The 25,530-nt window shown below is 52.1% G+C and carries 19 protein-coding genes and 2 pseudogenes; 6 read left to right on the top strand and 15 right to left on the bottom strand.

Annotated elements, in window-relative coordinates; genetic code table 11:
• Positions 1 to 4 precede the first annotated feature (4 nt).
• The 6 genes from NDI89_RS23270 to NDI89_RS23245 all read right to left on the bottom strand — a co-directional run bounded on the left by NDI89_RS23270 (position 5) and on the right by NDI89_RS23245 (position 6,120).
• Positions 5 to 1,213, bottom strand: a complete 1,209-nt coding sequence (locus NDI89_RS23270) for a TrbL/VirB6 family protein (RefSeq protein WP_277525216.1) — start codon at positions 1,211 to 1,213, stop codon at positions 5 to 7.
• Positions 1,214 to 2,071: a hypothetical protein gene (locus tag NDI89_RS23265; RefSeq protein ID WP_277525214.1), complete on the bottom strand. Its 858-nt coding sequence runs from the start codon at positions 2,069 to 2,071 to the stop codon at positions 1,214 to 1,216. It abuts the gene before it with no gap.
• Positions 2,068 to 3,822, bottom strand: coding sequence for a DUF8186 domain-containing protein (locus NDI89_RS23260; RefSeq protein ID WP_277525211.1), 1,755 nt, complete (start codon positions 3,820 to 3,822; stop codon positions 2,068 to 2,070). Before NDI89_RS23260 ends, NDI89_RS23265 begins: the two co-directional genes overlap by 4 nt.
• 31 nt (positions 3,823 to 3,853) lie before the next feature.
• Positions 3,854 to 4,243 (bottom strand): pilin, encoded by a 390-nt coding sequence (locus NDI89_RS23255; RefSeq protein ID WP_277525210.1) that lies wholly within the window; start codon positions 4,241 to 4,243, stop codon positions 3,854 to 3,856.
• 88 nt (positions 4,244 to 4,331) lie between these two features.
• A complete protein-coding gene (locus NDI89_RS23250) occupies positions 4,332 to 4,577 on the bottom strand; it encodes a hypothetical protein (protein WP_277525208.1) in 246 nt (81 codons plus the stop codon).
• Between the two features lie 424 nt (positions 4,578 to 5,001).
• The gene (locus tag NDI89_RS23245) at positions 5,002 to 6,120 is read right to left on the bottom strand and encodes a transcriptional regulator FilR1 domain-containing protein (protein ID WP_277525206.1); all 1,119 of its coding nucleotides are present in this window, start codon (positions 6,118 to 6,120) and stop codon (positions 5,002 to 5,004) included.
• A gap of 157 nt (positions 6,121 to 6,277) precedes the next feature.
• On the opposite strand from NDI89_RS23245, the gene NDI89_RS23240 reads away from it, so the two are divergent.
• Positions 6,278 to 7,636: a cytochrome P450 gene (locus NDI89_RS23240; RefSeq protein ID WP_277525204.1), complete on the top strand. Its 1,359-nt coding sequence runs from the start codon at positions 6,278 to 6,280 to the stop codon at positions 7,634 to 7,636.
• A 168-nt stretch (positions 7,637 to 7,804) separates the two neighbouring features.
• Positions 7,805 to 8,349, top strand: a pseudogene (locus tag NDI89_RS23235) (IS630 family transposase); the annotation flags it as partial.
• Positions 8,350 to 8,391: 42 nt separating this feature from the next.
• Here the strand turns inward: NDI89_RS23235 and NDI89_RS24135 are convergent.
• A pseudogene (locus tag NDI89_RS24135) lies at positions 8,392 to 8,781 on the bottom strand (DUF7260 family protein); the annotation flags it as partial.
• Between the two features lie 417 nt (positions 8,782 to 9,198).
• Positions 9,199 to 10,158: a transcription initiation factor IIB gene (locus tag NDI89_RS23230; protein WP_277525202.1), complete on the bottom strand. Its 960-nt coding sequence runs from the start codon at positions 10,156 to 10,158 to the stop codon at positions 9,199 to 9,201.
• 437 nt (positions 10,159 to 10,595) lie between these two features.
• On the opposite strand from NDI89_RS23230, the gene NDI89_RS23225 reads away from it, so the two are divergent.
• Complete coding sequence (locus tag NDI89_RS23225) at positions 10,596 to 10,946, top strand: DUF7471 family protein (protein ID WP_277525201.1); 351 nt, start codon at positions 10,596 to 10,598, stop codon at positions 10,944 to 10,946.
• A 196-nt stretch (positions 10,947 to 11,142) separates the two neighbouring features.
• Here the strand turns inward: NDI89_RS23225 and NDI89_RS23220 are convergent, their stop codons facing one another.
• From NDI89_RS23220 to NDI89_RS23210, 3 genes are read right to left on the bottom strand one after another with little or no spacing between them, the layout of a single operon-like run.
• Positions 11,143 to 11,832, bottom strand: a complete 690-nt coding sequence (locus NDI89_RS23220) for a cytochrome c biogenesis CcdA family protein (RefSeq protein WP_277525199.1) — start codon at positions 11,830 to 11,832, stop codon at positions 11,143 to 11,145.
• A gap of 2 nt (positions 11,833 to 11,834) precedes the next feature.
• Complete coding sequence (locus NDI89_RS23215) at positions 11,835 to 12,401, bottom strand: TlpA family protein disulfide reductase (RefSeq protein ID WP_277525197.1); 567 nt, start codon at positions 12,399 to 12,401, stop codon at positions 11,835 to 11,837.
• The gene (locus NDI89_RS23210) at positions 12,402 to 13,130 is read right to left on the bottom strand and encodes an SCO family protein (protein ID WP_277525195.1); all 729 of its coding nucleotides are present in this window, start codon (positions 13,128 to 13,130) and stop codon (positions 12,402 to 12,404) included.
• A gap of 838 nt (positions 13,131 to 13,968) precedes the next feature.
• On the opposite strand from NDI89_RS23210, the gene NDI89_RS23205 reads away from it, so the two are divergent.
• Complete coding sequence (locus NDI89_RS23205; protein WP_277525193.1) at positions 13,969 to 15,309, top strand: polysaccharide deacetylase family protein; 1,341 nt, start codon at positions 13,969 to 13,971, stop codon at positions 15,307 to 15,309.
• Positions 15,310 to 15,549: 240 nt separating this feature from the next.
• Here the strand turns inward: NDI89_RS23205 and NDI89_RS23200 are convergent, their stop codons facing one another.
• Positions 15,550 to 15,753: a hypothetical protein gene (locus NDI89_RS23200; protein WP_277525192.1), complete on the bottom strand. Its 204-nt coding sequence runs from the start codon at positions 15,751 to 15,753 to the stop codon at positions 15,550 to 15,552.
• Positions 15,754 to 15,906: 153 nt separating this feature from the next.
• On the bottom strand, positions 15,907 to 16,620 hold the full coding sequence (locus NDI89_RS23195) for a CPBP family intramembrane glutamic endopeptidase (RefSeq protein WP_277525190.1): 714 nt from the start codon (positions 16,618 to 16,620) through the stop codon (positions 15,907 to 15,909).
• A 538-nt stretch (positions 16,621 to 17,158) separates the two neighbouring features.
• Here NDI89_RS23195 and NDI89_RS23190 point away from each other — a divergent pair.
• Positions 17,159 to 18,988 carry a Na(+)/H(+) antiporter subunit D gene (locus tag NDI89_RS23190; RefSeq protein WP_277525188.1) on the top strand — a complete coding sequence of 610 codons (1,830 nt, stop codon included), beginning with the start codon at positions 17,159 to 17,161 and terminating at the stop codon, positions 18,986 to 18,988.
• A 1,382-nt stretch (positions 18,989 to 20,370) separates the two neighbouring features.
• On the top strand, positions 20,371 to 21,264 hold the full coding sequence (locus NDI89_RS23185) for a cation diffusion facilitator family transporter (protein WP_277525186.1): 894 nt from the start codon (positions 20,371 to 20,373) through the stop codon (positions 21,262 to 21,264).
• A gap of 29 nt (positions 21,265 to 21,293) precedes the next feature.
• On the opposite strand, the gene NDI89_RS23180 is transcribed toward NDI89_RS23185, so the two are convergent.
• Both NDI89_RS23180 and NDI89_RS23175 read right to left on the bottom strand, forming a co-directional pair.
• Positions 21,294 to 23,918 carry a heavy metal translocating P-type ATPase gene (locus NDI89_RS23180; RefSeq protein WP_277525185.1) on the bottom strand — a complete coding sequence of 875 codons (2,625 nt, stop codon included), beginning with the start codon at positions 23,916 to 23,918 and terminating at the stop codon, positions 21,294 to 21,296.
• 432 nt (positions 23,919 to 24,350) lie between these two features.
• Positions 24,351 to 25,406 (bottom strand): sodium:calcium antiporter, encoded by a 1,056-nt coding sequence (locus NDI89_RS23175; protein WP_277525182.1) that lies wholly within the window; start codon positions 25,404 to 25,406, stop codon positions 24,351 to 24,353.
• Between the last annotated feature and the right edge of the window lie 124 nt (positions 25,407 to 25,530).

Genomic DNA, 25,530 nt, shown 5'->3' with positions numbered 1-25,530 from the left:
GAAATTACCACCGTGAGACCTTCTGTTTCGTGTTCTTGAGCCCGCGCTTTGCTCGAGTCGATGTCTTCTGTGTGGCTTTACGAGCGTCATCGGCGGCTTTGTCTCGCATACGGCCCGTCTTCGACTTCCGAAGATTATTGTACCGACCAGCGTGAGCCTTCGTCGAGCGGGCTGATGATCCGAGCTGGTAGGCTTTCGAGTTGCCACCCCCGAGCGTCGTCTGGCCACTCTTCGTGACTGCGCCAACCTGATTGTTCGCATATCCTCGATGGACGTTTCGGGCCCCCCGGACAGCCTTTCCAGAAGTACGTTTTGCCTTCGCAGCCCCGGATGCGGCTGCTGTAGGATTCGTTGCCGAGACGCCCTTCTGTGCGACGGTCCGTATTGCCGGGCTGCTCCAGTACACCGTCATGATCATCGTGATAATCGCTGCAGGAATCAGCGTTAATCCGATGAACAACGAAAAGAGGCCCTTAACAGATGTTTCGAGACCGCCAACCTCCCAGCCGATTCGGAAGAGAATAGCTGGCGGAATCCCAGCGAGCACTAAGCCTGGATAGATCCCTGAAGCTCGGCGTGCCATGTTTGCCGCAGGACTAAACGGCCAGACTTCCATCGACCAGAGGACGCCTAGTAGCGGCATGATCGGCGTCAAGACGCAGAGTGCAATCCATCGGAGAGCGACGACAAACCCTGCGATAACTAAGAAGAAGTTCGATATGACGACCATCGCAAGGATGGTGAACACGCCCCCAAGCGAGGATTGGATGAGGCCACCGAGTCCTGCCGACATCTCGTCGATTGGGGCAATCGTCATACCTACTGCGTCGATGAACTGTAACGGAATCGATACAAGTGGAAACCAAACAAAAGTCCCCATAAATACGAGACCAAGTCGTCGCAGGAGCTGTTTTCGTCGGTACTCACTCATCGAACCTGCCCGGAGTCCAACAAACGCAAAGGCGATAACCGACAGCATGATCGCCAGCGGCATGATGTATGAGAGGTATACGTCCTGATACAGACTCTCCCATGGCGCATTGTCCGGGGTTCCGACAACCATATACCCCGAATCTGATTTGGGGGTTGGAACACCGACGATTGGACCTAAGATCGCTTCATAAATGTCATTGACAAGGCCGAGAAGCGCATCGGTGAAATCCTCGATGACGTTCTCAATTGCAGTCTCAACTTCGTTTTGAAGCCATCCCATTCAACTCTCACCCTCGCTAAATGAACCTCTAGTAGAGTCGCTATTGACGATGGTAAGACTACACGATTGATCGCCCCCATATTCAATATCCTGAGTATATGATGGATCTGGTCCGACTTGAACGACGGCCGTGACAGTCATCGGTTCTGTCTCGAGATCGCTACAGTTCAGCGAGTGAACTGCACCATCTGTAGCATAGACCGACCCCTTAGAATAAACAGTAGTCTCCCCCGGCGGTAAGCGTGCCTCGTGGTAGTATGACTGCGATTTTTTCGACTGCAGTCGAGCAACCGGAGCTCCTTCCCACTCGAGTTCAGTGAGCAACGATGGAATCGTCCCCGTGTTCTCAATAACGACTGCCGCATATGTCTCCCAAGTAGGCGAGTTTTTGTCCCACCCCATGTCGGGATTCTCTGCCGCCCACAGGACATCTGTGATTGTACAGTTAGCCTCGAGCGTGAGCGTCGTTGTATCGACCTGATCGTCTCCATCGAGGGCGACTAGCTCGTATTTTCCAGTGGGGAAGTCATCTTCATATCGGCCAAGAATTTCGAACGATGTCTCAGTCTCGCCGTTCTCGAGACGCTGTTGATCATACAGCTCTCCACTCGGATCAACGAGATTGATGAACTCAACCGACGTATCATCAGCAACTTCGATCTCGAGGCTCTCCTCCGCTATCTCGACGGACGTGAAGACATCACTATCTCCAGCACTGATTCCGTTTCCATTTGTACTATTGTTCGATGGGTCTGACCCTGACGCACAGCCAGCAAGAGTGGCTGTACTAACGCCGAGGGTAGCAAGGACTGACCTGCGAGCGATACGACTGCCATCCGTATTGGAATTTTCTGTCATTGTTGATCTGTAAGTCCGAGGAACGTGCCTCCGGACAGGTAGTCGAAACCGTAGACAGCCAGAGCGACCGGCAGAAACCAGAGCAGTGTTACGAGAATCAACTGAACGATCTTCTGGAAACCGGGATATTTCGGTGGGATCTTCGCCCTATCTTCTGCTGCGGAGTACAGTTGATTCGCGCGCCACCACTCCGTTGGAATGTACTGCCCATCAACGACTACAGACGGCCGATTCTCGAGTTCGAGAACGGCCATTCCACTAGCGTTGACAGTAGTGGACTGATTCCCAACTTCGACCCGGCCGGTTGTGATCGGATCACCGGTCGCCTTCTCTGTGACAGTTGCCTGAACGCGGGCCCCTGACGAGTTCGCTTCGAGGACCGTCAATTCGAGGTTCGTTTCGCGAACGGTTCCGTTGTCATCAATCGAGATGGATTGCGACTGGCCACGGACGATGCCGTGAACGGTCACCTCGTCAAAGGTCGCTGCTGGAAGCGTCTCCGATTGGACGGCGACTGACGTTGCGTTCACGTAGCGATCGACAGTCGCAATATCGATCTCGTTCGGGAGGGAGGGACCGTCTTGTTCACTCCCCCAGGCTTCTTCGATAACCAACGGTGGCTCAGCAGTATCCGTCGCCTCGCTTGGCATATCTGGCCGTTTCTGCGCCGGTACGGCGTGAATTTGCGCTGGGCGGACGGATGAGTTCTTCCGGGTCGTGTCCCCTTCCGTTTGGGACACCATCGTGCGCCAGCCGTCTACTCCTGCAGAGTAGAACCGCCAATTTCCACGAAGACGAGCGGTACTGTCAACATCGATTGCTGTCCACCTAGTGCCCGGGTGCACGACGACGCCAGTGCGATTCTCGTTACTCTCGAACGTCACGCGCTTCCCGGCACTATTGTCGATCCGAGTAACGACCGTCTGACGGGATTCGGTTGCCGTTACCCGCTCGCTCACATTCTCGGTTTCAGTCTCCCACGACTCATCACAGGAGTCTGCCTCACTGTCGTAATCATCGCACGTTCGTATTTCATGGCGAAGACGAACGGAGATGGCAACGTCCACGGAGAGGTTCTGTGTCCCTGACAGTCCACTGAACTCGAGAGTGGAGCGATGATCGTCACCGGAGTCGAGTACCTGACCGTCTGCGCGTAGTTCGACACTGTCAATATCTGTCTCAGCAATCGACCACTGATTGCGGACCGAGCCAGTGGTATCGTCATCTGGAACACGGACTCGGTAATCGGTTATCGCGAGGATCTCACCGTCTGGAGCGATGTACTGTGTCGAGTTGTTTCCTGAATGCAACACCGTCGACGGCTGTACTACAAAGATGCTCGCGTACGCATCCCTGATGTAGCGCCCGTCCTCAAGCTGTGCTCTCTCGGGATGAACTGACGTCTTCTCATTTCCAGGGGTGAAATCCTGGACGTCACCACTGTTCCAGGTTTCGACGTCTTCAACCGGTTCTTCGAACGGAACATCCGTCGACCCTGCGAGCCGAGCGGAAAACTCCGCGTCGGAAGAAACGGTATTCGTGAACTCCTCACTTGAGCGGTCCTCCCTATCGATGTCTTCCGACCACAACAGCGGGAACCGCGTTTCGTTTACACCGTAATCCGGTCCGTCAGCAGGAATCGCCGTACTCGAGTTTGGGGCAGCTGCAGCGACACCTACAGTCAGACTCGCAATGCCTCCGCTTACGGCGAGGAACGCAACGGCGACGGAGATCGCACGTGACGTGGTCATTGGATTTCGGTGAAATGGTTTGTCCGCTGTGTTAGAACGGTTTCACACAGTCAGAGAAGCCGAATCCCATCTGACTACCGACTTTGTCGATAAGTTCCGGTGAAATGAGGGCAAGGACGATGATGCCGAATCCGATACCCGACATTACGAGCTTCTCTTTGGCTTGGTTCTTCTTTTCAGGATTTCCACCAGCACGCATGTACGAGAGGCCAGCTCGGCCAACATAGAGACCAGTTGCAGGGAGCCCGAGACCAGCAACAGCGCCGAAAACAATACCGATACCAGTCTCGACACCGGTGCCGCAGTAAACGTCTCCGACATCGCTTTGAGCGGTCGCTGGACCGACTGCAACAATTAACAAGAGGAGTCCAATTGCGAGTGAGACAAGCTGTGGTGGAACAGAGGTGAAAAGCAACTGCACTCGCGGTCTCGTTTGACGAGATGTCGGGGACTTTTCGTTGGTAGCAGGGTGTTCACTAGACGATTCAGTTGCCGTGGAGGATGAACGGTTACTCATGGGAAACTGAGTTGACGCTTGGTGTGTCGAGAAGGTTTTCGAGGTCCTCGAAGCACGAGGTCTGTTCGATCAGGTCGTCGAGGTCACGATCGTCGTCGCGGAGCGCTTCCTCGAGAAGTGCAACGAGCCTGTCCCGCTCGATGTCACGGTACGCCATCTGTTCGGCGAGTGCCTCGCGGAATAGCCCCGATGCGTTGATACCGGTCGCCCAACTGAGGAACAAGGCGTCGGCGGGCATAACCGAGATAGTCGTAGTGGTGGTTCGTTTCACCATTTTCTTACTCACAGACCGGTCGCTGACTGAGGAAACTCGAGAGAAGGTCCTCATCGTGCGGGGTACTGATCACAGAGTCACCGTTTCTATCAGAGTCTCGATGAATCAGTAATCGCGTGACTCGAACGCTGAACCGAAGGAGTTCATCGCTACCATCAATGAGCCAGGTGGAGATGAGTGAAGGTGCTTCTCGAGCGAGTCGGTCCTGAATTATCTCCATTGACTGTTTTTCCACTGGTTCTCACCAAGCGAAATTTCGAGGAGAACGATTATATTTTCACTGGCGTTTACACCGTCAATATGTATGTAAACCGTACTGTTATTTAATCCTCAGATGAATCTATCTGTAACCCGGAAATAATCTCGATAGACGGGCGTTTGATGAATTCTATACCGACTCTGGTTCCAGTTCGGAGGCAGGTCGAGCTTGCGCGCGATAGGACTCGTACAAGTTAATTCCCCATTCGACGAGTCGTTTGTTAGAACTGACAATCATCGCAATGTGCTTTCCACTACCGGATTCATTGTACGCTCCAATAGCGACCTTGCGAGTATCGTAGATTCCGATACCGAGCGTATGCGCACGATCGAGGACCAGGGGCTGGTAGTTGTTATACGTCGAGCTGTGGACCACATACTGGGTTTGAGGGTTTTCGGCGGCTTCAACATAGGTTGGCAAATCAAGGATAGCCTCGCATTCAATGCCAAGTTCAAGTAACCCTCGGTAGGCGTGGAACAGAACTGGATTAAAGATAGAGCAGAACCCTCGAAAGCGACTTGTTCGTCGGTCATAGAGCTTGAGAGCTGCCCAAAGTACTGAGGAGGGGTGAGTGGGGTCAGAAATGATTAACTCAGCGTCAGCCAGTTCTGAAATTGGAAAGGTCGCATCTTCTCTCGGGAGGCGCTGTAGCCATGGCGCTTTCTCTATGAGTTGCTTAACTGCCGTCGCTAAATCAACATAGGCATTCAGGGCTCGTGTTCCAGCAGATGTGATCTGCTGTTGTCCCCCGCCATCTTGGCTCCATCCATACTCTTCGAAGACCTTGAGGATACGCCCAATTGTGGGACGTGACGGGGAACTGCTTACTGCTGATTCTAGCTTACTCGGACGGTATGATTGTCCCTCAAGTGCTCTTAATACGCCAATTGGATGGACAGAGCGAGTCAGAAACGATAGCCCCTCAACCGAGACCGTCTGAAGACAGTTCTCGATAACATCCAGGAGTAAGAGACCACCAGCGGTTAGCTCAATCCCCGTGTTCTGATTCTTGATGAATCCACGATCTCGGAGAACCGCAAGATGATTAGAGGCGGCCTGTCGGGAGATATCAGCCTGTTGGGCAATATCAGTCTGTGCCACGGGGCTCGAGAAATCTCCCATAGCTCGTAAAACTTCCAGACGCGCCGAGTCGACTGTCTCATTGATAACGTTCCGGACAACGAGTTTTTCGCCTGTAAGGAGGTTCTTTGCTCGGCGTATATTTCCAGTCACAGTTGTATCCCCCATATTGAGTTTCCAATCTGTCTCTTTAATCTAATAGTTATTCAATTTTATTGGTTCTCGATATAACCAAGCTCAATATGGAATCCACACCACATAAATAACTACCAATTGAGCATGGATCTACAGTGGATTTATTTATGTTCTGTATGGATGAATTACTATGAATCCAAACGCTCGTCTCCCTCCCACGCCCTCAGGGCATCCAGTGATCGGTCATACGCTCGATTTTGCTCGAAGTCCGTTTGAGTTCGTTGACCGCGCGACGAACGAGTGTGGAGACCTCTATCGGATGGAACTTCCTAGCGTCGACGTTTACGTCTTAGCCCATCCGGAGTATTTCAAACAAGCGCTAGTGACTGACATCGACGCATTCGGAAAGACCGCGGACTTTCGGCGGGTGTTTGGCAATGGATTGCTATCGACAGAGGGAGAGCAATGGAGTCGCCAGCGAGGAATCCTCCAGCCATTATTTCATCGGGATCGAATCAGGGGGTATGGCGAGTATATGGTCGACGCTACGCAACGGCGACTCGCTACGTGGAAACCAGGCGAAACTCGAAATATAGAATCGGAGATGCAAGATCTCACAATAGAGATTCTCTTTGCAACACTCTTTGGCCGCGAATTACCTCCGGGGGAAGGCAACGATCTCCGTGCAGCATCGGAAGGACTCAACAAATGGTTCGCGCCGACGTCATGGCTCTTACCGAACTGGATTCCAACACCATCACGACGGGAGTTCGGCAACTCAGTAGAGCGTCTCCGAACGGAAGTTCGACAACTGCTTGCGGAGTACAGTGCAAACTCGGGACAAGCGGACAGTTCACAGTCGAACGACCTCCAGCAAGAGACGCTCTTATCGAAGCTCCACGAGGCACGCGAGGCAAGTGGCCAAGACCGTCTGAGAACGGAGGAAGTCGAAGACCAGATGCTCACAATGATCTTTGCTGGCTACGAGACCACCGCCGCGGCGCTCGGATTTGCTTGGTACTCGCTGGCGATGAATCCTGATATCCGGCAAGCGTTCCACGACGAACTCGATGCTGTTCTGGGGGATGAACCACCGACACCGGAAGACATTACAAACCTCAATCTCACAAACCGAATCGTCACTGAGACCCTCCGACTGTATCCCCCTATCCATACGATCCCCCGGGAGACGACTCGAGATGTCCAGGTCGATGGCTACCAGATCCCGGCCGACGAGGAAGTTCATCTGTCCATTATCTCGGCTCATCGTGATGAGCGGTTCTACGACGATCCACTCTCATTCCAGCCCGACCGGTGGACAGAAAAATTTGAAAAGGAACTCGCTGACCATGCGTTCATCCCATTCGGTGGTGGTCGCCGGACGTGTATCGGTCGGGAGTTTGCTCGTCTTGAGGCGATGCTCGTGTTAGCGACGATCGGCCAACAGTGGACCCTCGAGTGGGCTAGTGGAGATCCAACAATCACGATCGAACCGGAGATTACCACACAGACAAAGAACGGCCTCCCAATGCAGATTCGGCAACGGTAGGTGAAGACAGTCGTTTTTGGTCTACTCTGCGAGCGATCGAATCCCATCTGGCACTTGTCCCGCGTCGGTCCACGTCCCGTTCGCATCGCGGCTAATAAGTCGGCTTTCGTTCGTGCCCGCTATAGTAACCGTTAGAATTTTCCGCCGATAGCTTGTTACTTGTACGCAATAGACCATCTCGACAAAATTTCCGTCGAAGATCTCCAAGATGCCCTTGACAAGGTTGAGGGAAACGAGCCGACACAACGGTTGTTAGCGGCGATTGCATACAAGAACGGGGTGACGCAGACCGAACTTGCGGAGTGGCACGACACCGGTCGAAGAACGGTCTACAGCTGGCTCATTCGACTCGATACGGACGAACCGCTTGAGCAAACTGTCTCTGATGCCCATCGATCCGGAAGAAAAAGAAAACTCTCAGAACCACAGCAAGAAGAGTTCAAACAAACCGTTCACCAACCTCCTGAGGAAGTCGGGATCGACGCGCCGGCGTGGACACCGGCGCTCGTCTAGGAATTTTTATCAGGAGACCTATGGCGTCGAGTACTCCTATCCGAGTTGTCGGCGGTTGTTGAAAGAAGCAGGATTGAGCTATCAAAAATCACGCCGTTCAGCCGCCGAAGCCGGTGAATCAGATCAAGAAGAATTCCACGACGAACTCAAAAAAGCGATCGGAGATGGACGCCACAGTAGTCTGTATCGATCAGACCAAGAATTTCACTACGAGTGGTCGCAACCTGTGTAGCTTCAGCAATGAGACGATTACGAAGCATTGGTGAAAATGTTGTCCCAGACGGATTCGTGAGTGCGTCTGCAAAATCGGATGGGAACACGTTCGCAAGGCTTTCTTCGACCGTGTCTTCAGCATACGTAGTTTGCCAGTGATCAACGTCAAGCACAGTCTCGTGGTACACCGTATAGACTGTATTGAATGCCGACGGCTGGTCGGCATTCATTGGTCGGCTCGTAGATAAGCTACCGAGTGTGCCACTAGTAGAGATTTGCCGTTGAGACCAATGAGGCTCAATATCAGAGAGCCGCTCGGCAAATTCCTGAAACGCAGCGACCTCCGCGCGTAGTCTCTGTTGTTCACAAGCGACGGCTGCTTGTCCGGCGGGAAGTGGAGTGTCCTCAATGATGGTCATCTGGTTTCATCTAGTTCTCACGTGCTAACAGTGACGCTATGGGGCAGATCCACTTGCGAATGTCGCGGAAGAGAGCATAGCGGAATACTTCTGTTTCCGTACAGCAGCCTGCCGTCGATTGTCGACGGCCTCCTTCACAGGACAGATAGTGTGAATAGAGTTCACACTGTATCAGGCCATCAAGGTCGGAGCTGTAAGGCTGAGTAGGATGAGAAGTGGGATACCGAGATATACTGACACGATAATCGGCTGTGGCGCTTACGTTACTGTGAGCCCGCTGAGGTGGACCTGCACCGGAAGGTGGAAGATCTCTGCAAGCGTCGCGGCCTTCACGACAACCGGCCGCTCTCGGGGACCGATCCACGTGACTCCACCTGTTGCAAAAATCAGTACGCCAGCGATCATCGTTATCCATTGTCAATCCTGCTCAGCGAATACGTCAAGTATTTCTGTATAATGATTTCGAATTGTGACACAACTCACATGGGCGGCATCGCTCACTTCATCTTGTGTAATCTGCTCATTCGATAGTCGAGCAGCTGCATAAAGCGCTGCAGCGGCGATACTTGCTGGACTCTGTCCGCTGTGTATGGCTTCTGCTTTCGCCGTCTCAACTAATTCCCGTGTAAGTTGTTCAGCTTCCCCACTCACATCAAGTGCCGAAGCAAACTGCGAAACATACTGGAGTGGATCGGCTGGTTCAAGTTGTAAGCCGAGCTCTTGGGACAGATAACGATATGCCCGCTGTATACGTACCTTTTTGACGCGGCTCACTGTCTCGAACTCAACCAGTGTACGTGGCGTTCCATGTTGGCGAGCAGCGGCATACAAGCTAGCTGTTGACATTCCTTCAATCGATCGGCCTGGTAATAATTCGTGTTCAACGGCTCGCCGATAGATAACACCAGCAGTTTCTCGACAGGATTTTGGAATCCCAAGTGCTGATGCCATTCGATCAATCTCACCAAAGGCATGCTTGAGATTACGCTCCTGTGCATTCTTCGTAGCGAACCGCTTATCCCAGGTTCGAAGACGTTGAATCTGTTTTCGTTTTTCCGAAGAGAGGTGATTTCCGTGCGTATCTTTGTCGCGCCAACCAATCATCGTACTGAGACCATTATCGTGTCTAAGTTCGGTTGTCGGTGCCCCAACTCGACTACGCTCTACACGCTCTCTATCGCCAAACGCTCGCCACTCAGGGCCACGATCAATCATATTCTCATCAACGACAAGCCCGCATTCACTACACGTTGTCTCACCATGTTCAACATCGCTGGTAATCTGTCCATCACATTCTGGACATACTATACTTGACTCAGTTGATTCTGTTTGGTCTGATGTCTCATGAGATCTAACCGTGGTGTGTATATTATACATTATTTGAGATGATTATAGTTATCTGGTTGTATCCTGGCAGTGGCTGTCTAGCAAGTAGCACTAGACCAAATATGAGTATAGGGGGGATTCCCACTGTTTAGGAATAATCCAATTTACCAAGGATTATCAGTTCCAAATAGCTAATTTGAGAAACTCAATTGACGTGTAATTTGAGCCCCACACCGGAACATGTTTATTCGTCTGTTCTTGCATTCTTCTACGCAGGAATGTCAAACAGAATAGATTGTATTATATATATAAACTATCATAACGACTTTCGACCATTCTAAAGAGGCAGGAAGGCTAGATAAAGAGAATGCTTTTATATTCACTATTTATATATAGATAGTCTCCTATTGTTATATAACAAATTTTTCCTGAAGGCTTTACACCGAAGTACATAGATAGCCTTCTAACCAAATACGGATCACATCTGTATGCTCGCTTTAAGTTCACTCAGTAGTGGATGGCTAGATCCACAGCTAGCGCCAGTTCTCATCGCGATAATCATCCTCGCTGTTATCGGGACAATCCTTCTATTCGGTGTAGGCCTTATATCATATCTGAGGCGACGAACGGCCCGCTATCTCTTGATTACAGTTGCGCTTGGAATGCTCGTTGCCCGCTCTATAGTTGGGCTCGGTACTGTTTTTGGACTGGTACCGATGACCGTCCACCATCTTGTTGAACACAGCTTCGACTTTCTGATCGCTATTATTGTACTCTACGCCGTATACCGAAGCGGGCCAACAACTAACCTTCACCCTTTCAAAATTAACAGGGAATAAGTATGTGGAACTCGACATCTCCTGAGCAAAAAGTTTCACTTTTGAACATTTCTGTGACTGTTGAGCCTAAATTGATGATATAGCAGTTGAAGATCACGCTACTCGTGGGACTAACGTGAATGCGATCTTTGATCTCCATCTCAACACGACACGAAAAACGATACACAGATTGCGCCGCCATTTATTAAATGAAATTTTAGAACGGGGGCAATGAGACCAGGTCGAAGACGACAATGGCGAGATATAGCTGGCCAAGGCCAGCGATAATCATCACTGCACCCGCAATCCGCTTGAGCAGCCCAGAGTAGGCAGCGAATCGACCGGCGCTGGCGACGAGGCCCATCCCTGTCACGACGGTCAACGAGACCATCAGGACGACGACACTGCTAACGTAGATCCCGAGGAGGATCACCGCATCAGTCGTTGACAGCGAGAGCGCGCGGGTGACGATGCTGATGAACAGCGGCGCGACACAGCCGGCCGAGGCAAGCGCGTAGCCGGCGCCAAAGATAGCAAAACCGAGTACACTTGAACGCCGCTTCGGGAGTGGGACCGAAAGCGATGGGGCACGATCGATGAGGATCAATACGCCGAACCCAATTAGGAGGAGTCCGGCTATGCCTTCGAACCATTTGACTGACGACAGCGTTGACTGACCTACCCAGAAGGTCGCTCCAAGCAGGGCCGTAAAGGTAACGAGGACGCCAAGCCCAGCGAGCAAGCCACGGCTTAGCGCACCACTGAGAGATGCCCGCTCGCCGTCGGTCTGGCTCACGTAATAGCCGACGTAACCTGGCAGTAGCGGGTATGCACACGGGGAGAAAAACGTCGCGATACCAGTCGACAGCGCGAACACGACTGAGGTAGTAAGCGTCGCGTCGACCATCGTTATTCTCCCTCGGCACCGTCGCTCTCGAGTGCTCGTTCAATGCCGTCAACGAACTCGTTTGTTGATTTTCTCCCACTTGCCGACCACTGTACGCGCCCAGAGGCGTCAATTGCGACGGCATAGGGAATTCCGGTGATGGAGTACTGGGCGCTCAATTCTGCGGTCGGATCGATCCCGAGCGTCCAGTTTCCGTTATGGTTTTTCCACCAGTCGACGATCTCCGCTTTCGCCACTGAGCGCCCGACCGCCTCGTTTGTAACTGACATGAACAGCACATCGTTATCAAGCCGATCGTGGGCCTCGATAAGTGCGGGCATCTGCTCCGAACAAGGGTCACACCATGTCGCGAAGAAGTCGACGAACGTCGGTTGGTTGGTTGCCGGCACACGAACCTTGCCGGCCTCGCTACCAGGTGCCTCGATTGTCTCGACTGTAAGGGGGTCGACCGGCTCGCGTTCATCGTCGGATTCGTCGTTGACCGATGGCAGGCCGTAGATTGCCACCGCTCCCGCACCGCCGATGACGCCCAGACTGCCGATCCCAGCGAGGACGTCACGCCGGCGCATCTACTCTGACACCACTGTTTCGACATCACCAACGACCGTCGACGGGTCGATGGAGCTGCCCTTCGGATACGCTCGTTCGACGATTCCACGCTCATTGGCTAGCAAGATCAGGGCGAAGTGGGGGAAGATGTACTCAAGGTCCTCGTACTCTTCGGCATCAGTCTTCTTGAAGGGAAGGCCAATATCCTCGGTCATAATCTCCTTTGCACTGTCGTAGGTCTCCGGTCTGAGGAAGTGCCAGTTTTCGGCCTCGGCGTCGACACCCTGCTCATTGGCAAACGTCCGCAGTTTTGATTCGGTGTCGCGCTCAGGGTCAAATGTCATCTCGAGGAGTGCGATATCGTCGCTGAAGCCCTCTTCGGCAGCGACTTCTTGAGTACGGCGCAATCGTAGTGTCAGCGCCGGACACACCCCGTCAGGGCAGTTTGTATAGACGAACGTCATCAACACGGCCCGTTCACCCTCAAACTGCTCGGTCGAGATCGTTTCGCCGGCCAAGGGATCAGGAAGACTGAGCGCGGGCAATTCGTCGCCGTAACTCGGGTGTGATGCCTCGCTCAGGTTCCTCTCTGGCGGCTTAAGGACGGTATTGGAGTTTCCTCTGCCTTCGCTTCCGTTTTCGCTTCCGTTTCCGTTCCCCTTATCGCTGCCAAACGTTCCTCCAAGGCAACCAGCAATACTAGTGAGTCCCGTGATTCCGGCTGTGCCGAGATATGTCCGTCGATCCATATCTCACCTGTAGAACCAACGGATCAAATGGTCGTTGGTTCACTTCACGAAAGCGCGGTGTCACAGAAGTGTTTATTTGCAGTATTTTCAGGATCGGATCATCTAATCAGTAGACGTGCTCACATAATACGAACAAATAAATATACTTGTCATTTTGTGGCTCTGGCGAGATAGTGGCGGCGGACTCTATATCCGACTATTCTTGGTCGTTATTTCTTCGGCGTTGATAGTGATTGTCTCATCCTATCGGTCGAAGTCGTTTCGTCACGTGTTGTAGCCGGTAACCTTTGTCGCCTCGGGATACTAGAGTTTGAGGAAGAGTGTATTTCGATGCGGGGTAGTTATGGAAGTGGCTTTGGACCTCGAGCACTCATTGAATTGGCCACTCAAGACCGCTTTATCGACCTCGTCAACAAGGTCGTCAATCCGTTTTCGATCATGTTATACATCTTGTTGTACTGGGTCTCTGAATCATCGAAGATTCCAGGGTAGCGCTGCTCATAGTCATTTTCGAGTACTGCTTCCCGAATCGAACCCGAGAAGGGCTCCACCTCTTATAAGGCTCAAAAAATACGCCAGCAATCAATACTTAAAGAACCACTTTTTATTAAATATTATACATATTATTACCATATTTTCAGGTCCTATATTTTACTAGTAGGTGTTGAGAGCCCTTCGGAAACAAGTCCTAAAATGCTCAACCTGAGAATGTTTATAGAGGTGGTAATATTCGGATCTGCAGCGGTATAGGCTATATATGCATCCTTAAGCTTATACGGCACATTCCATTTAACACACGTATATTCACAATCCTTAGTCTATAAAATGGGTATCACCGATGACGAACCAACAGAATACTCGTCGCCAGTTTCTTGCAGCATCTAGCGTAACTGCATTTGCCGCGATGGCTGGCTGTATGGACCGGGTGAACTCTGCAATTCCGAATGTCAACGACGGCAACGGTGGCGACAGTTCGCCGAACGGAAATGAATCTGATTCCAGTAACGACATAGACGAGATCGAATCGCCAGAACTCACGGTCGAGACGGAGTACAACAGCCGCGAAAAGTTCAAACAACCCGGCAAGCAACTCGATGACTTCGAGAACCTCGAGCCATGGGAGGTCAGTCGGGGATCCGGTGAAGCCGATCAGAACATCACCTTTGACGGCTCTCAAAGCATCCGACTCTCCGCCAAGAATAACCAGAATATTATCCTCTCACGCCAGATTGAGAAGACTGATATGAGCGACCTCGATGTCTCGATGGCCGTGCGTACCTCAACGCCGTCGAATATCGCCATCGATATCCGACTCGTTGATATCTACGGCGGCTACGCTCACCATCAACTTCGATCTGTTACTTACGGGGAATCCGATGTCGACTGGTTCCGGACCTGTCCTGGTGTCTTCGAGCAAAGTTCGATGCCTCTTGAACGGGAAGTTGTCGAGGAGATCCAGATTATTATTTACAATACTGGTGATGCAGAGGTATGGGTTGACGATCTACGTACTCACAAGAAACCCGACAATGGATACGTCATTCTCAGCTGGGACGACGGCACTCCTGACTTCTATGAGCGAGCAAGTCCGCTGCACGATGAGTACGATGTAAATGCCGTTCAAGCGGCCGTCCGACAATGGACGCGTAACCAGCGTGAGGGAGTCATGACAGTCGCACAACTCAAGGAGCGCCAAGAGGCTGGCGATCAGATCGTCGCTCACGGGACTCATACGCGGCTCGCGGAGATGGAGGAGAACGACCTTGAGAATGCGCTACGGCGAGATAAGAACTGGGCTGTTCAAAATGAACTGGAGGGCGGTCATTTCCTTGTCTATCCCCACAACAGCTTCGACAAGACTGTCCATGATATCGCGTCGAACTACTATTATGCGGGCGGGTTCAACCAGTCTGGTAACGTCAACCTCACTGGTGTCCACGGATTTGATCCGCTTGCGTTGCCGCGAACAATCGGCAGTAATCTCGATATCGCAACCCGATGTATCGACCTTGCTGCCGAACACCGCCAGTGTACAATCTTGAACTTTCACGAATTCGAGATTAATAATACAATTGATGAAAACGAGTATGAGAAACTACTTCAGCATATTAATGATACCGACAATGTTGAAGTCATCAATTATGACGACCTCTGGAAAATGCGCCGTGCAGGCCACTGACCAATACTCAACACTTCACAAAACCGGTTAATTGAGATCTCGGTTTCTTATGAAGGTGCTATCAAATAGCAGCAAGTAGGCATGTTAAAACTTTAGTCCGCATAGTTTCACCGCGCGGTAACACTCTTTTCGAGGGCCAGCCTGGTAAGAGGTCATTCTGTCTTTGCTGCGTCAATCATTTCCTGTGGATACCATCTCTTTCTACGCTACTAACCCAAATCAACACGGAACGTCAAGGAATTAGTAATTACTAGGACCAGTGTCTTTTATTACCATCCCAATGAGAGTGATCGTGAAGAGTAGGGAGACCCCTGCAGTCCCCTTAACGATCAAATTAAACATTGGAGATCCGGCAGGATCTGAAAGTGTAATATACATTGTCACCATCAGAAAGCCAAGGAGCAACATTACTACAACCATGGCATCACCAAGTGTCTTATTCATATATTAAGGATCTTTGTCGAACAGTATAAGTCAACCGAATCTTGAGAGATGGTACAATCACTATTGAGTTCGCCACACATATAATAATTGAAAATGACTACGGGTGAACATGAACTTATAAACTGTAAGCAGCCATCTTGTGGATTAAATATCTCAAGTTACAGCTAAATATGCAAGGGCGAACTGAATGGCGTTGTACACACCGTGAATAAGTGATGGTACGATAATATTATCTGTGTGTTCGTACGTTGCTCCAAGTACAAGGGCGAGAACAAACGCAATACCTATGTACACGAATTTGCCATCCCCGGAGAGGGAGAAAAGATGAATTGAGGCGAAGAGTGCACTGGCTAAGACAATTGCTCGAGTGGGGCCAAATGATTCTCTGAGTGCACCTTGAACGAGCCCTCTAAATAGCAACTCTTCACCAGGCCCCACCAAGAGAAACGAGAGGAGAATGAGAAGAAGGAGGGTAGCTGGATTTTGCTCCCCGATCTCGACAGCCTGATTTTCAGCCGACTCGATTCCGAGATACGAGATGACCGATGACATCGCAAAGAGAAGTCCGAGAAGAGCTACGATCCCGACAATAATGACGATAAGATCGTGTTTATCCGGGAGAGAGAATGGGATGAATTCGGGGCTGAGGCTACGAACTTTGAGATAGATAATTACGATACCGCCATAGGTCACTCCCTGAAGCAGAACAGTACTGAGTAATAGGCGAAGTGACGGTCGGGTCATGAGGTTTATACCAATTCCCCCCAAAACAAGCACCACAAGAAGAATAACTATGTTTCCGACGAGATACGATCCATAGGTAAGACCGATAGCTGCGGAAGCTGATTGGAGGCGTGAACTACTCATCTTACTGTGTCTAGATCCAAGCTGGCATCATAAACAGGATTCGATTTGTTAAGTGACTCTGAGTGCGTCTATGATCCTCATCGGCTCATTTTCCCAGATAATGACAGCGATTCTAATCTAACTCGGTGGATCTATATGGTTTAATATTGAACGGGAGACCATACAATGTGTCTCTATTGCCAGGATCCCCCAAGTGAAGATATCACTGAGAAAGACACCCCTAGTGAAGGGGATGAAACATTATCACATGATAGGAACTCCATAGGGCAGTCCCCTCTCGAACTTTTATCGAAAATCACAGACATTATCTCTTCAAAAATCTAAAGGAAATATAATCATTTTAATTTTTGTAGAATGAGAGGAGAGACAATACGGAATCGGTCCTAGCAGGTGGAAATAACTCCCTGTTTAGCGCTCGCCGGTCTAATATGTTAACAAGCGGTATACATTATGTGGATATCGATGGAGTCTTCAAGATACTATTCGAGTGACTAGTTGATAGTTTTGGTATGGCATTCATGACAGAGGTGAATGACTAATGGAAGTCGACATTCTGACAATGACCTACCCGCCACTGTTAGTGTTTATAGCGGCGCTGCTCGTACTTGTCTTACCGCGAATTGCCGGCTTCACCGTCGGTACACTCAGCCTTGCGGCGGTACTGGTGATCTCGATCGTCGCCCCAGAGGGCCAGCACCTAACCGGGACCTTCCTCGGGTTCGAGGTCGTCCCATTCTACGTCGACGAATTCTCTCGGATGATCGGTCTCGGACTCGGGTTTCTGGGTATCTGTAGCGTCATCTATGCTTACTCAAGTGAAGCCAGTAAGACGCTGACTGCTTTCGCACTCGTCTATGTCTCCTCGTCAATCGGGGCGGCGTTCGCTGGCGACTGGCTCATGCTCTTGTTTATGTGGGAGCTGATGGCGGTGACCAGCACGCTGGTGGTCTGGCAGTATGGGGGTGAAGCGGTCCGAGCTGGTTTCCGGTACGCGCTTTTCCACGGCACCGCTGGGGTACTCCTGATGATGGCGGTCGCAGTCCACTACGTCAAGTCTGGCACGTTTATCTACGACGCTGCCGGCATCGCCGACGGGATTCCAGCATTGCTCGCAGTGCTAGGAATGGGCATCAACGTCGCTTTCATCGGTGTTCATGTCTGGCTGCCAGACACCTACCCGCGACCCCACTTCGCGGCTTCAGTGTTCCTTTCGGTGTATACGACGAAGACGAGCGCGTTCGTGCTTTATCGGGCGTTCCCCGTGGAGGGTCAGAGCGATCTGTCAATCTATATTGCGTACATGGGAGGCCTGATGGCCGTCTACGGTGCAACCTTTGCCCTACTACAACACGACATGCGGGCGCTACTCTCCTACCACATCCAGGCCCAATTAGGGTATATCGTTGCTGGCATCGGAATTGGGTCTCCGATCGCTGTCGCCGGTGCGATGGCTCATCTGTTCAACAACGTTTTCTTCAAAAGCCTTCTATTCATGGCCGTCGGCGTCGTCATCTACCGGACCGGTGAGGAGGACCTCTATGAACTCGGTGGTCTCTGGCGTGAGATGCCCTTGACCGCAATCGGGTTCGGCCTCGGCGCGTTCTCGATCACCGCAATTCCAGGGTTTAACGGCTTCATCAGCAAGGGGATGCTCTTCAACGCGGCCGACCCCCACTACTACGGCCAGCCCGAGTACCAGGCGCTGTACTGGCTGCTATACCTTGGTGCAATAGGAACGCTACTTTCGTTCCTCAAGCTTGGCTACTACGTTTTTTTCCACGGTGAGAGTGACCTTGAGGTCGCAGACGCGAAACCCGGTCAGACGGTTGCAATGCTCGGACTCGGCGGTGCGTGCCTCCTCTTCGGCGTCTGGTGGCAGGGCCTGGCTGACCTTACTCCAATGGTCCACGGCGTTGAATTCGAGTATCCCGGCGGCCACGGCGAACTTCACCCCTACAGCCGAGGTCACCTCGAAACCGCAGGCATTCTGACTGCGATCGCGGCCGTCGTATTCGTGATCGTCCGGAAACCGCTTTCGAAACTTAACCTCGGCGATCCGGCGATGGTCGTCTTCCCCGCGACTTACTACGGTAGCCGGTGGACGATGCTCGCGATGACCGAAACCTATGCCGCGGTCGATAACGCCGTCGTCGGCGCGGTTAAACGCTGTTACTGGATTAGGAACAACCCTGTCCTTGCCGTCGACGCGGCTGCGGGTCGTCTCCCTGACTGGCTGGTTGAAGTCGACGATCACCAGCCGACCGATGGTGGCCGGCCGTCGACAATCCACCTCCGAACAGGTATTGGGACGACTGTCTTGCTGTTGACGCTCGTTCTAACCGTGATCCTGTGGCTTCTTGTCGTCTGAAGCGAAAGGTTCCAACAGTATTCATACTTGGTCACCAGTCGTCCTCTGATGCAGAATGGAGGTAAAAGTTCCCTGTTGTAGTCCACTACGAGGTGATAGCCTGAGATTCGAAATGTCCCCTGAGGATATTACCTTTGTCCCGAGGATCTTGGTCTCGGCAGGTGTCACTTAGCGCTCTAATCCTGTGCTGGGGTTTTCTCTCTGTTTAACCGGTTGTCTTCGGCGAACCCATATATCTGATCGGCGGCCTCGAAATAGTCGTGGCAGCTGTCGTGACCGTCGCCCTCGTCTGGACCGAGAACGTTTTAGACCTCATACTCACATTTGCAATCCTCGGTATTAGCGGCGTTCTGTACGCGTTCGTCGGACTCCTTATTGGGTCGTCCTATCGGGTGAGCTCGAGGGATCGCTGGCGCTCGTTTTCCTCGTTGATATCGTCGTCATCCTCGCGACGAGTCTCCTCCCAACGAACCAATTCGTAGGCGAGGTGTTTCCTCTCTATCACCCATATCAACTTCTCCAGACGGCCGTCGTGGACGGTGGACTCAGTAGCGGGCACGTCCTCCCAGTGGTCGGCTATACTCTCGCGGCAGGGACTGTAGCAATCCCTGTCTATTGACGAACCGAGAGCGTGAACGGGGGTGGCACCTAATGCGAACGAACCACGTCCGAACCACCATCGCGACCGAGTTGCGTAAATATTCCGGATACCAGTCCTGCTTGCACTACTGGTCGCTTCTGGCACGGGGCACGCTCGTAGCGATCGCAGCGAGTGCGACGGTCGGAGTGTCTATGGTGGTCGCACTACCTGTGTTCGCCCCTGCGAATATACTCGGGCTGGCGGTTGCTAGACTGCTAACGGCGCTCATCTATGGGCTAGTCGGTGTCACCGTCGGAACACAGGTCGATCGGCTCGCCGGTGTTTGATCCTCCTGTTTGCACCGTTGTTAGACGTCGTCCTGGTCCATAACCCGCTGGCGACCCTGCTCTCCTCCCACGCGACGATGCGCCTTGCCGTCAACGCCGGATTCGAATCCGGTTTCGCGTGGACAAATCTCAGTGGTGCAATCAAATATCCCATACTTGTTGCCATTGTATCGACGGCTCTCTACTATCGGTCGACATAACGTGGACGCCCGAAATTTCGTATAGAATACCGGCTAATACGACCGGAATTGTTCGCAGTGATCGCGTTGCTAGAAAAACTTGCACGCCAAGGGACCGTCTCTTTCCATCGGCACAAGAAAACTTGTCATGGTAGCTATGGCCATGGATCTGAGCGATCCGGTATAGTATGTCCTGATCCATCAAAGCGGTCTAGTTATTGAAATACACAGGAAGCTATCTTGTAAAACTTATTTAACATTCGTTTGGTTCATCCAATGGAAACCCATGAACGCGGCGCACCGACAGAACAGGAGGAACAGAGCACTCGGAAACTGGGAATAGTAGCTGCCATCAACCTAGCGGGATTTGTCATCGAACTAACCGGAGGTCTGCTCTTTGGTTCTGTTGCGCTCATCAGCGACGCATTTCATATGTTATTCGACGCTATAGCGTACGTGATTGCCCTCGGAGCGACGGTTATTGCTCGTCGGTCGGATCCAGGTGGTCGATGGTCATACGGGTTACAACGCATCGAGCCGTTCGCGGCGTTCCTTAATGGTGTTCTCCTCGTTCCGATGGTCCTCTATCTCATTTATGAATCATATCAGCGCTATCTCTCGCCGGTCGATATCAATGCACAGATGACGATTATATTGGCCACGGGCGGACTTATCATCAATCTCGCGTCTGTGTATATCCTCCAGGGTGATGAGATGAGCCTCAATGAACGCGGCGCGTTCTACCATCTTCTCGGCGATGCCGGTGCGTCAGTTGCTGTCATCGTCTCGATGCTCGTCATCATGTTCACGAACGCACTCATCGTGGATCCGCTGACAGCCGTCCTAATCGCGGCTCTCATCGTCTGGTCGGCAATGATATTACTCCGTGAGAGCGGTGTGATATTTTTCCAGCAAAGTCCTGTCGATCCCGATGAAGTCCGAGCAAGCATCGCGGAACTCGACGGTGTTGAGAATATCGAAGATTTTCACGTATGGGCCCTCTCAAGTCAGATCGCGATTGCGTCCGTCTACGTGACAGACTCTGCGGAGACAGTTGACGAGCGTGACGCACTGATTAACCAAATTCACGAAAAATTACAGGCTGAATATGACATTACACACTCGACAGTCGAAGTCGTTAGTTACCAACATGAACACGAACTCTCGTGAAAACAGTAGTATTCCGTTCGATCCACCCGTCAGTCCGATTGATCAAGTAGCTCTTTAGGGGAGATACGGGACAGTCGTATCGCGTTCCCAGTGACGGCAGTTGTCATTCCGGCATCACCGATGAGGACTGCTGCCCAGACGGGAACGAAGCCAAATGGCACCCCCAGCGCAAGAAGGGACTTGGCGGCGAGACTCGACCAAATATTCTGACGGATGACGCTATTAGCGTCGTGCGAAAGCTCATACAGATACGGAAGCTTCGTAAGATCGTCGGCCATGAGCGCGATATCGGCAGTCTCAAGCGCCGTATCCGTTCCCGCGGCACCCATCGCGACACCAACCGTTGCTGTCGCGAGTGCCGGTGCATCGTTGACGCCATCGCCAACCATTGCAACGCCGTTGTACTGCTCATTGAGCTCTTGGATAGCCTTGACTTTCTCATCAGGGAGAAGTTCTGCGCGATACTCATCGATGCCAACTTCCGTAGCGATAGCACGAGCAGTACGTTCATTATCGCCAGTGAGCATGATAATCTGCTCGATACCGAGGTCATGCAGTCGCTCGATAGTACGCTTTGCCGCCGGGCGAACTTCATCGGCAACGGCGATTATTCCTTCAAGTTCGTCCTCTGTGCCAACCAAGACAACCGTCTTCCCCTCGGCTTGGAGGTCAGGAACAACGCCATCAAGTAGATCGAGACATCGGTTCTTTTCACATATCTGTTGCGTTTTCTGGGTAACGACACCGCCATCGGTCGTGGCATGGACATGGCCAAGGTCGAAGCCTAATTCGTCGAAAAATCCCGGTTTGCCAGCATAGTGAGTCGTCCCATCAAGGTCTGCGCGAACTCCCTTCCCAGTGAGGCTCTCGAAGTCCGAGACATCGCGGTCACCGACATTCTGGTCGACTGCCCTATCGATGATGGCCTCACCGATGGGGTGTTCACTCCGTGACTCGAGCCCACGAGCACACCGGAGAACATCCTTTTCGGTGTTATCGTTGAGAGGGATAACGTCGGTAACAGTGAGTTCGCCCTTCGTGATCGTACCCGTCTTGTCCATCGCAATAGCATCGACCTCACCCATTGCCTCAAGGTAGTTACCACCCTTGATCAGGACACCGTTCTTTGCGGCGCTGGTGATACCCGACACCACGGATACAGGCGTTGAGATGACAAATGCACATGGACAAGCCAATACGAGTAGTGTCAGCCCGTAGACGATGTAGGTGACCCACGAGCCACCGAAGACAAGTGGTGGAACGAGCGCGACAAGGACACCAAACATGACGACTACCGGCGTATAGTACGCCGAGAATCGATCGACGAACTGCTCACGTTCAGTCTTGTTAGCTTGAGCATCTTCGACCATCTCGACGATTCGTGAGAGGGTGTTATCGCCAGATTCTGAGGTGACTTCGACCTCCAAATACCCTTCCTCGTTGATACTACCGGCGAATACCTCGTCGCCTGCTGTCTTGTCGACGGGAATGCTCTCGCCAGTGATTGGTGCTTGGTTGACAGCGCTTTCGCCCTCACAAACGTCGCCATCTAGTGGTATCTTCTCGCCGGGTCGGACGATGACGATCTCACCGACGGATACCTCCTCAACAGGGACCGTGATTTCTTCTCCGTCACGTTTAACCATGGCTTCGTCCGGCGAGAGGTCCATGAGTTCCTGGAGGGAGTTACGGGCTCGGTCCATCGAGTACCGCTCGAGGAGTTCGGAGACGCTGAAGAGGAACGCCAGCGTCGCAGCTTCGAAGTAGAGTGACTGACCGAACGCGAGCCCCGCGGTGACGGCACCGCCGATAGCGATCGACATCAGCAGGTCGATATCCAAGTTTCGGTTGAGAAGCGAGTAGTAGCCGTTGCGGAAGATTACCTGGCCGGCGATCCCGATGCCGACGAGGAAGAGGATATCCGCGACGAACAACTCACGGCCAACAACCGTTGCCAGACGGGCGTTTTGGCTCGTAATGAGGAACTCGAATAGGAGACCGAGCGCGACGAACCCACCACTGATCCATGTTTTGATCGCACGCGAACTGGTCCAGACGCTCTCACGTTCGTCGGTCGGCTCGTCGTCGGAACCGACGCCTGTCTCTGCGGAGGAGTCGGTGATCTCGTAGCCAGCCGCCTCAATCGCGTCGACGATCTCGTTTATGGAGTGTGACGATGAGTCGTACGTTACGACGACGTTTCCAGCGGTCGGTCGTGTGTCATAGGTGACGCCATCGAGTTTGTCGAGTGAGTTCTCGACCTTGCCGGCACACGACGGACAGTCCATCTCAGGGACGGTGAACGTCACCGTATCCTCACTAGAATCGGTATCAACGCTGTAGCCTGCCTTTTCGACGCGCTCTGCGATAGCGTCCGCTGACGTTTGTGACCCGTCGTAGGTGACTGTCAACGTCCCTGTCGTCACCTGCGGGTCGATGTCCTCGATTCCGTCGAGCTTCTGGACGCTATTTTCGACTTTTCCGGCACAGGAAGGACAATCCATTTCTGAAACTGACAACTGGACTGCCTCACTCTCCCTGAAACCGAGTGCTCTCTCAGGGTTTTGGTCGTGGTCAGAGTCATGATCATGACCATGGTTGTGATCACTCTCTCGAGGTTGATCTTGTGGTGATCCTGTGGGTTCATCAGCCATTGTATGACTCTAATCGCTTTAGCCCTATTAATGTAGCTGCGAAAATAGGGATAAAATTACTAGCATGTTGCTAATGGCCTACGAGTCTATTAACAACAAATTCACCTTGACGCCTGTAGAATACTTAAATAGAGGGCTCAGGTGAATCGCTAGACGACGGCGACTTCCACCACTAGATTCAGTGGGTCGATACGCTGCGTTTAGGTCATTTTGGCGATGACTTCCAGCAAGTCCATGCTGGCGAAGCGATTGGATTCGTTCAGAGGAGTGCTAAGACAGTCCAATCCAACGCCTTCTGACGATTCACCAGGGCCGAATAGAGTAGTGAGCAAAATCCACAGCAAACTTCTACTGTTCTAGAACAGCGATGAAATTATGGATTTCTCCTTCTATCCAGCTAGGAATTTTCGAGAATAATATGATCGGCTCAAATCACAGTACCCAGAACGCTATCACGATCAGGTATAGGAGATACACGCCATCAAGGGCCAGAACCTGCCAGCGCTCAAATCCGTGTTCACCGACCGAGCCGACGTGAATGAGTAAACCAAACATCGCTGCCACGATGGCCACAAATGTAAGGTTCACCCAGTATAACTGGAAGTTATCAATCGGGACGGTAACAACAGCTAGCGGGAGAAACGCCACGGTCATCGTCACAGCGTTATCGCCGATGACGCTCGTCGTCCCGGCAGTCACTTGGCCACTTTTGACGACGCTTCTGGTGGCAAAAATTTCGGGAAGTGCCGTGACAATCGCCGTAATAAACAATCCCCCGATGAGCCGGGTGATCCCTAGTCCAGCCACAATTTTCTCTGTTGCACGGACGGTTGTATATGCTCCCGCGGCGAGTGCGACTAACCCAGCAATAGTGAGACCGATCTCTTTTCTCTTCCATTTAACATCCTCTGGAGAAGAACGGCCACGCATGAATGCCTGCCCCAGATATACGAGGTACGCCGCACCCATAACCACCCCATCCAGCGGTTGAAGTCCTCGAACTGGTTCAGGTACTGTGAGAATGGCGACGAGAGCGAGTATTCCCAAGTACGGCACAGTGAGGACATGGACTGCATCACGACCAATACGAAGTAAATTCTCCTGCCGGTGCTGTTCATGGCCTGCTTCTAGCCTGTTAGACTGGCCAGTGGATCCATTACTGCCACTATCCTCATTCTCACCGTTTCCGCCCCCCAGACTTTCTGTGCGAGACACGAAGTAGGCAGTCGTGACGATGAGGGGAACGGAGACGATGTTAGATCCGAGCATCATTCCGAGACCGATATCTGAGACGCCTCGGTAAGCGCTGATGGTATTAATACCAATTTCAGAGCCAGCAGCGGCGATCCCGACGAGTGCACCACCGGCAACGGAAGTCAGACCCCACTGGCGGCGGACCTTTTTGAGTGGTGCGCTTAGTTTGTCAGCCCCCCAGTGAGCGACGAATGCACCAATAACGAGAACACCAGCCCAGATGAGGAGTGGCATTTGGACCATTTAGAGGTACTATGTTTACCTAATAGAGCGCACCACATACGTGTTATCCGGATATCCATCCCACAAAACTTCGGTTTTCTGGAAATATACCAAGCAAAAGCGATGAAAGCGGAAC

This window comes from Natrinema salsiterrestre (genome assembly GCF_029502005.1).
Lineage (GTDB): Archaea > Halobacteriota > Halobacteria > Halobacteriales > Natrialbaceae > Natrinema > Natrinema salsiterrestre.
This window is presented reverse-complemented; position numbering and strand designations above follow the sequence as displayed.

What these genes read in the sequence shown, in the direction of transcription:
- NDI89_RS23245 (WP_277525206.1), bottom strand. Translation starts at nt 6,120, where the DNA reads ATGGGGGATACAACTGTGACTGGAAATATACGCCGAGCAAAGAACCTC.
- NDI89_RS23200 (WP_277525192.1), bottom strand. Translation starts at nt 15,753, where the DNA reads ATGAATAAGACACTTGGTGATGCCATGGTTGTAGTAATGTTGCTCCTT.
- NDI89_RS23240 (WP_277525204.1), top strand. Translation starts at nt 6,278, where the DNA reads ATGAATCCAAACGCTCGTCTCCCTCCCACGCCCTCAGGGCATCCAGTG.
- NDI89_RS23195 (WP_277525190.1), bottom strand. Translation starts at nt 16,620, where the DNA reads ATGAGTAGTTCACGCCTCCAATCAGCTTCCGCAGCTATCGGTCTTACC.
- NDI89_RS23230 (WP_277525202.1), bottom strand. Translation starts at nt 10,158, where the DNA reads ATGTATAATATACACACCACGGTTAGATCTCATGAGACATCAGACCAA.
- NDI89_RS23225 (WP_277525201.1), top strand. Translation starts at nt 10,596, where the DNA reads ATGCTCGCTTTAAGTTCACTCAGTAGTGGATGGCTAGATCCACAGCTA.
- NDI89_RS23215 (WP_277525197.1), bottom strand. Translation starts at nt 12,401, where the DNA reads ATGCGCCGGCGTGACGTCCTCGCTGGGATCGGCAGTCTGGGCGTCATC.
- NDI89_RS23250 (WP_277525208.1), bottom strand. Translation starts at nt 4,577, where the DNA reads ATGCCCGCCGACGCCTTGTTCCTCAGTTGGGCGACCGGTATCAACGCA.
- NDI89_RS23185 (WP_277525186.1), top strand. Translation starts at nt 20,371, where the DNA reads ATGGAAACCCATGAACGCGGCGCACCGACAGAACAGGAGGAACAGAGC.
- NDI89_RS23190 (WP_277525188.1), top strand. Translation starts at nt 17,159, where the DNA reads ATGGAAGTCGACATTCTGACAATGACCTACCCGCCACTGTTAGTGTTT.
- NDI89_RS23180 (WP_277525185.1), bottom strand. Translation starts at nt 23,918, where the DNA reads ATGGCTGATGAACCCACAGGATCACCACAAGATCAACCTCGAGAGAGT.
- NDI89_RS23265 (WP_277525214.1), bottom strand. Translation starts at nt 2,071, where the DNA reads ATGACAGAAAATTCCAATACGGATGGCAGTCGTATCGCTCGCAGGTCA.
- NDI89_RS23260 (WP_277525211.1), bottom strand. Translation starts at nt 3,822, where the DNA reads ATGACCACGTCACGTGCGATCTCCGTCGCCGTTGCGTTCCTCGCCGTA.
- NDI89_RS23220 (WP_277525199.1), bottom strand. Translation starts at nt 11,832, where the DNA reads ATGGTCGACGCGACGCTTACTACCTCAGTCGTGTTCGCGCTGTCGACT.
- NDI89_RS23210 (WP_277525195.1), bottom strand. Translation starts at nt 13,130, where the DNA reads ATGGATCGACGGACATATCTCGGCACAGCCGGAATCACGGGACTCACT.
- NDI89_RS23270 (WP_277525216.1), bottom strand. Translation starts at nt 1,213, where the DNA reads ATGGGATGGCTTCAAAACGAAGTTGAGACTGCAATTGAGAACGTCATC.
- NDI89_RS23205 (WP_277525193.1), top strand. Translation starts at nt 13,969, where the DNA reads ATGACGAACCAACAGAATACTCGTCGCCAGTTTCTTGCAGCATCTAGC.
- NDI89_RS23175 (WP_277525182.1), bottom strand. Translation starts at nt 25,406, where the DNA reads ATGCCACTCCTCATCTGGGCTGGTGTTCTCGTTATTGGTGCATTCGTC.